General features: G+C 46.5%; 7 protein-coding genes and 2 pseudogenes. 8 read left to right on the top strand and 1 reads right to left on the bottom strand.

Annotation, left to right across the window (positions count from 1 at the left end; genetic code table 11):
- The 4 genes and pseudogenes from V6C93_RS15085 to V6C93_RS15070 form a co-directional block, all read left to right on the top strand.
- Positions 1–383 (top strand): annotated as a pseudogene (locus V6C93_RS15085) (hypothetical protein); the annotation flags it as partial.
- A gap of 107 nt (positions 384–490) precedes the next feature.
- Positions 491–1,060: a hypothetical protein gene (locus tag V6C93_RS15080; protein ID WP_333477487.1), complete on the top strand. Its 570-nt coding sequence runs from the start codon at positions 491–493 to the stop codon at positions 1,058–1,060.
- Between the two features lie 55 nt (positions 1,061–1,115).
- Positions 1,116–1,520: a hypothetical protein gene (locus V6C93_RS15075; RefSeq protein WP_333477486.1), complete on the top strand. Its 405-nt coding sequence runs from the start codon at positions 1,116–1,118 to the stop codon at positions 1,518–1,520.
- A gap of 6 nt (positions 1,521–1,526) precedes the next feature.
- Positions 1,527–1,679, top strand: coding sequence for a hypothetical protein (locus V6C93_RS15070; protein WP_333477485.1), 153 nt, complete (start codon positions 1,527–1,529; stop codon positions 1,677–1,679).
- Positions 1,680–1,715: 36 nt separating this feature from the next.
- On the opposite strand, the gene V6C93_RS15065 is transcribed toward V6C93_RS15070, so the two are convergent.
- Complete coding sequence (locus V6C93_RS15065; protein WP_333477484.1) at positions 1,716–1,958, bottom strand: ribbon-helix-helix protein, CopG family; 243 nt, start codon at positions 1,956–1,958, stop codon at positions 1,716–1,718.
- Positions 1,959–2,144: 186 nt separating this feature from the next.
- Here V6C93_RS15065 and V6C93_RS15060 point away from each other — a divergent pair, with 186 nt between their 5' ends.
- The 4 genes and pseudogenes from V6C93_RS15060 to V6C93_RS15045 all read left to right on the top strand — a co-directional run.
- The gene (locus tag V6C93_RS15060; RefSeq protein WP_333477483.1) at positions 2,145–2,687 is read left to right on the top strand and encodes a hypothetical protein; all 543 of its coding nucleotides are present in this window, start codon (positions 2,145–2,147) and stop codon (positions 2,685–2,687) included.
- Positions 2,684–3,016: pseudogene (locus V6C93_RS38260) on the top strand (helix-turn-helix domain-containing protein). Before V6C93_RS15060 ends, V6C93_RS38260 begins: the two are co-directional and overlap by 4 nt.
- Positions 3,017–3,486: 470 nt before the next feature.
- A complete protein-coding gene (locus V6C93_RS15050; RefSeq protein ID WP_333477481.1) occupies positions 3,487–5,607 on the top strand; it encodes a tetratricopeptide repeat protein in 2,121 nt (706 codons plus the stop codon).
- Positions 5,608–6,048: 441 nt separating this feature from the next.
- On the top strand, positions 6,049–6,230 hold a 182-nt coding region (locus V6C93_RS15045; RefSeq protein WP_333477480.1), incomplete at its 3' end, for a hypothetical protein.

The following is a 6,230-nucleotide window of genomic DNA, read 5'->3' as shown; positions in this document are numbered from 1 at the left end:
GACCTACAGTAACTATAGAAGAACTTGAAAGAGCAAATCCTACATTAAGGGATCTTGATAGATGGTATCGAGAAAACTGCAACAGGTTATACATAGACTCACTAGTTTATTTTGAAAAAAAGCCTTTACACTCTTTTGGACTTGTAGTAGATGAAGTTACGGCTGACCCTCACCTTCAGGGAATAGATTCTAGCGCTGTAGATGAGGATCACATTTCAATTGCAAAGCCCAATTCGGAAAATGCAAATGTTTACAAGGGCGTAAATAGATTTATTAAAAAGCATATCTATACTCCCTCATCACTACAAATCCCTTTGCCAAATCTGGCAGTTGAACCAGGCTTAGAGAAGGAAGCTGGGTACAGAAATGAAGACCCTCTGTAGCCTCTTCAGACATAAATGGCATTAGTACGGAGAGGCTTGAAGATACGCCACAGAACTCTAAGTGTAGCAACAGTGTCAATCAGATTCGAGTGGCAGAGGTAGAGACAATGGTTGCACCAATAGCTGATTTATTTGTGAAGCTGGTTGAGAGAGAACTCCGTTTAAGTGATGATTGTTGGATAAGCATTACCCCACCGAATGCAGGAGAAAATACTAATTCTTTTAAGAATATTTGTTATACGGCTTATTATTTTTTGCGGCATTCAGAAAAAATATCTACATTTCATGTCAATATTCTTGAACTTTATAAAAACATTGATACTAGTGATTTCGATTCTATTAAGAATGGAAAAAGAATACTGCAAAATCTCGATAAAGAGATTAAAGAAGTAAAAGGATTTATTAATAAAATAAATCCTAACTACCGCCAAAGTTCAAGAATTAAGGAGATGTTGCAAAGACTTGATGAACAAATAGATAATTTTAGAATTTCATTAGACGAGGCTAGGCTCAATATAGCAAGGGGTTTAGAAATTTCATACCAAGAGGATACAGCAATTAAAAATCTTGCCTATATTCTTTCTATTTCTTTAAAGGAAATTCAAAATTTATTTCAAGATATAGGTGAGAATGCCGAAACTATAAGAACCAGAACACAATCAAATCAAAATAGATAAATTATGTGCCTAGATTAATGAGAGTTAACTCTCTCATTCTCCAATAAATAGCAGAATGGAGAATGCAAACTCTTCTGATAGAGCTAGAAATGACTCTACAGAACAACCAAGGAACATTCGTCCGTTTGAAGATCTAACTCCTGAAGCTGTTCGAGAAGAGTTGATTAACTTTGGAAACAAGTTTTTAGAAACTAATCCTCCCAGTGATATTAGAGATACAGATATTTTTGATCTAGAGCATAAAGTAGGGATATTTCGTCAGAAATCTCGTAAGGCAAACTGGGGAAGAGATTGGAAGTTGCTTAAGGATGTCATAAAGGAGACATACATCAAAGCCGCAGCTCTTAGTTCCATTCTTAAGTCTTCCAAAAGTAAGCGAAATGAGGAATTCTATAGAATATTGTACGAATTAACGGATGTTTTACTAACGCTTGAAGACGAGGATGAGGAAGAAGAGTAGGCTACGATGAAAGCATCAGTGTATAGCAAGTGTGCAGTCAAGTGTGTATCCAGCTCTGAAGCGCTCATTTCATTTCCAACTTTTCCAGCAACGCTTGCCACGCCTCAATCTGCTGCTGTAATTGCTGAATGCGATCGCTGCTTACTTCCTGTCTGGTGAACTCACCTCGACCCGCTAATTCTTGACAACGAGTAATCAGTTCACTGAGGGCTTTCCCAGGTTTTCTTTGTCTTCCTGAGTCAGTTCAGTATCGCTGATTGACACTACACCCCTAGCTGCCTGCTCTAGCAATTCCGAGCGAGAAAGTCCTAAAGCTTTCGCCCGATCATCAATTTTTTGCGCGGCTGTCGGCGTCAGCATAATCGAGAATCGCTCCTTAGCCTCTCCCCAAGCCATCCTCTCGGCTTGATTTTGCTTTTTCTTGCGGCGATCGCTCATCCTTCAACCCTATTTATGCATAGCTTCAAACCTTTATTTTATGGTTTTTATAGACAACTTTTCTGTTAATATAGCCCTATGCATACATAGGGTAAAAGCCTTATCTATACAAAGAGCCGTGCATCCTTGGCTACCAACCCGATCCGCACGGCTCTACCTCCACACAATTCGGGAGATTCTTCGATCATGACAAAAAATCAAGCCATTAGCCTCATTGATGGCTATCAGCAAGCCTTAGAAGATTTTGCGATCGCGCCTCTCATCACCCGCCTAAAAACCTACTCCGACGCTGACTTTGATGCAGCATGGATGAACCTAACCCAACCCGAACTCGAAAGCCTAGCCGCTATCTTCATCCGAGACTTAACCGCCAACCTCAAAGGAAAAGCGATCGCAGGCTACTTAAACGCCATCCGTCACGGCAGCACCGACATACCCCCCAGCTTAGTTCACCTGGTATTTCCACCCCCATCGATTGACCTGCCAGCCAACTTCCCCAACGTTCAAACCCCTCGCTACTTGTATGGCGACAAACTGCGCTGGATTCCTGAGGGCGACAAAACAGACTGGGGAGTTGCGATCGGCAGATTCTATAGCTTTGCTCCGCACCTCTGCGCTTGGATGTGGTGCTACCTGCTCTGGCTCGATAAACTCTCCCCCAGTTCCCCTTGGACGGTTGCCGATATCGCCTGGGAAAACGACCTCGAAAGAGTGGAGGATGCCGCATGAAGCCCCGTCCCCTTACCGAACGAGAACAAACCCTAATCGACTTCTACGGTTACTGTCAACTTGGCATGACCCCACAGCAATTCTACGCAAAATGGCAAGTGAATCACGAAGCGTGACGCGAAGCGATAGCGAGGAACGAGCGTCTCGCCTTTATCTGCTCTCGTTCCATGTCTACCGTCCGAAGCGGGTTCAGAAGAGGTGGCAACTACCGCCGTCCCAGAGCAACAGATATGCGCCATCTCGCCCTAATGGACTTTCTACTGGAACATTACGAAGACATTCCTCCTGAACTGTTGAACGTGCTCTGCCCTTGTAAACGTAACCAGTAGAATCCAAGCAACTCAAAGTAAATACAATTTTGACATTTTGCGCCTCGCCACCTTGTTTGTAGGGTGGCTTTAGTTGTTTAGAGCCACCTAAAAATTTCGGTTGAATCAGAAGCTAGAACCGTTGTTCAACCTCAAAAAATCTGGAGCTTTCTCAAAATCCAACCCTATACTGAGTAAAGAAGTCCGGATGGCTGCAACTCTATTGAGTAGCTTGATGGTAGATGCCTACCGCAGTAGAATACATCCGGTCTACCATCTGTCTCTTATAGGCACTCACTGCTCAGTCAACGCTGTCTCTTGACCTAGAGAGGAATTCCAGCCTGGAGAGAGCAGCTAATCGTTCAGACAGAAGAGACCCTCCAAGGAAATGGGTGCATCCTGTTTTAACCAATGTATTTCCTGGAGTATTGGTGAAACAACGTTTACAGGAGTGCTTGAGCTAAGTCCTTGCAAATTTGGGATGCACCTGAATGAATCTTTTACGTATGTTTCAAGAGCCAGACCCAGATAAACCTCTGGGAGGACGATACAAAGTCATTAGTCAGTTAGCTGCCGGTGGATTTGGTCAAACCTTTCTGGCTCATGATTTGCACTTGCCCGGACAACCCCGATGTGTGGTCAAACAGCTCAAGCCTCAGGTGAGTGATGTCGAAAGCTTGCAAACGGCAAGACGGCTGTTTGATACAGAAGCTCAAGTTCTTTACAACTTGGGGAGTCACGACCAAATCCCCGGCTTACTCGCCCACTTTGAAGATAATCAAGAATTTTATCTAGCTCAGCAATTAATTGAAGGACATCCCCTAACAGAGGAACTGGCACCAGGTCAGCCTTGGCCAGAAGCTCAGGTGATCGCCCTGTTACACGATATCTTGAACGTCTTATCGTTTGTTCATCAGCAGCAAGTTATTCACCGGGACATCAAGCCTTCCAATCTAATCCGCCGCCAACGGGATGGCAGAATCGTTCTGATTGACTTTGGTGCAGTCAAGCAAGTCAGCACCCAAATGATTAATCCCAAAACGGGAAGGACGAATATGACGATTTCCATTGGCACCCACGGTTACATGCCAAAGGAACAGTTAATGGGAAGTCCCCGGTTTAGCAGTGATGTCTATGCCGTTGGCATGATTGGCATCCAGGCATTAACCGGGGTTCACCCCAGGCTCCTGCCAGAAGATGCAAACACGGGTGAAGTGGTTTGGCATGATCGCATCCAGCAAGTCAGCGCTGAATTTGTGGCTATTCTGGATAAAATGGTGCGCTATGAATTTCGTGCCCGCTACGTGTCAGCAGTGGATGCGTTACAGGCATTGCGGAGTTTACCCCCAGAGCTATTGGCATCTGTGCCTTCCCTTCAGCCATTACCTAACACCCCGCAAGGCTTACCCAACCCGATACCGCAAGCTCCACCTACAGCTACGGGTGCGACAGTGCCGATGATGGGCGTCGCACCAAACAATACTCCTGCAACTGCACCCCTGCCCCAAGCATCCTCTGGACACTCAACTCCTACGGTTGCCACTGGCTCCGATCCACTCCCTCAGTCCTCAACCGCCTCACCAGCTTCTGGGCACTCAACCCCCACGATCGCAACGGGCTCCGAGCCGCTCCCTCAGTCCTCAACCCCCTCGCCAGGTTCTGGGCACTCAACTCCTACCGTTGCTACTGGCCCCACTCCGCTTTCCCAACCCTCAGCCCCCTCGCCAGGTTCTGGACACTCAACTCCTACAGTTGCCACGGGCTCCACTCCGCTCTCCCAGCCTGCTGCCGTATCAAGGCCAACGGTAACTGCACCAGGAAGCCCTCAAAAATCCCCGATCAAACCTTTGCCGATTATTGGTGGTGTAGTCGCTTTGGGTGCCAGCGTTTGGGTTGTCAAGGGTTTAATGTTTCCCCAAAATCCTCCTCAAACTGCCTCTCAGGGAAATAGTATTTCTGCCCTAAGTTCTGGTGCAACTGGTGACCCCAAGCAGGCAGCAGATCTCCTAAGTCAAGCCGATCGCCTCAGGGAAGCTGAAAATTATCAGGAAGCGATTACGACCTATGAAAAAGCGATCGCTCTCAATCCCAATGAGGCAAAAGCTCATTGGGGACTCTGCTACAGCTTGAACCAGATGGGTAAACCAACTGAGGCGCTCGCAGAGTGCGATCGGGCACTTGCCATTAACCCCAACTATGCAGAAGCGCTGTCGAGCAAGGGTAACTCCCTTCACCAGCAACAGAACTACCAGGAAGAGCTAAAACTCTACGACCAAGCGCTGAAGATTAACCCAGAATATGCAGAAGCCTGGAATAACCGGGGCAATGCTCTGTTGAAATTGAACCGCTTCGATGAGGCGTATGCTGCTTTAGACAAAGCTACTCAACTTAAGCCCGATTGGGCCGATCCTTGGGCTAATCGGGGCAATGCCCTCCAGGCTCTCAAGCGCTACGATGAGGCATTCGCCTCACTAGAAAAGGCCATCGAACTCGACCCCAATCACGTAAACGCTAATAATTTGTTGCAGCAGTTACGGCGAAAACTCGGTCGCTATGGCGACGAGCCACAAAAGGAAAAAGAGAAAAAGCCCAAGGAGAAAGGTAAAAAATAAATGTTCATCCAACAGTGAGTTTATGCCAGATAGATGTCTAGTGTTGCTCGCGGGAAACTCTATGATCAGAATAACGGGCAATGCTGGAGAGCAACCCGTCGCCAGGTGATGTCAAGCTATGGATGCCAGGTACGTACCTCTGGTTAGCCGATCACATAGGCAGCCCCTACCTAGAAGGTTCATGCATTGGAAACTGGTAGGGGTTGTCTGTCGCAAGTTTTACCCACATTCCGCTTTTTATTGCTTATCCTAAGCCCCTTTTATTCTTAATCCTCCAAGGTCATTTTCTTTAAGTTGACACCAATGGGCATTGCCTTGCCATTATCCTGTGGATGAACTCGTTGTTGTGCCATAGAGCATCTATCTTAAGAGTTAATATTAACCATCGATTAATTTCTCACTTCCACCGCCTTGCCCCGAATCGTGCTCTACCATGCACTCATGCTCAACACTCCCCGCACAACCCGAAAGCGTTCCCCCTTTTACTTAGTCCCTTTTACCTTTTTCCTAACTCTCCTCCTCTGCCTCCCTTGGGTGAATGCCCAAAAACCCGCTAACCCGCAGCCGCAACCTTGGCAAATCAACGGCATTGTGGCTGCCATTGACGATAGCCAGGACAAAGT

Source organism: Allocoleopsis sp. (assembly GCF_036703385.1).
Classification (GTDB): Bacteria; Cyanobacteriota; Cyanobacteriia; order Cyanobacteriales; family Coleofasciculaceae; genus Allocoleopsis.
Note: the sequence above shows the minus strand (reverse complement) of the source record. Positions and strands in the feature narration are given on the sequence as shown.

Excerpts from the sequence above, each read along its gene's own strand:
- V6C93_RS15080 (WP_333477487.1), top strand. The coding sequence starts at position 491 with ATGGTTGCACCAATAGCTGATTTATTTGTGAAGCTGGTTGAGAGAGAA.
- V6C93_RS15075 (WP_333477486.1), top strand. The coding sequence starts at position 1,116 with ATGGAGAATGCAAACTCTTCTGATAGAGCTAGAAATGACTCTACAGAA.
- V6C93_RS15070 (WP_333477485.1), top strand. The coding sequence starts at position 1,527 with ATGAAAGCATCAGTGTATAGCAAGTGTGCAGTCAAGTGTGTATCCAGC.
- V6C93_RS15065 (WP_333477484.1), bottom strand. The coding sequence starts at position 1,958 with ATGAGCGATCGCCGCAAGAAAAAGCAAAATCAAGCCGAGAGGATGGCT.
- V6C93_RS15060 (WP_333477483.1), top strand. The coding sequence starts at position 2,145 with ATGACAAAAAATCAAGCCATTAGCCTCATTGATGGCTATCAGCAAGCC.
- V6C93_RS15050 (WP_333477481.1), top strand. The coding sequence starts at position 3,487 with ATGAATCTTTTACGTATGTTTCAAGAGCCAGACCCAGATAAACCTCTG.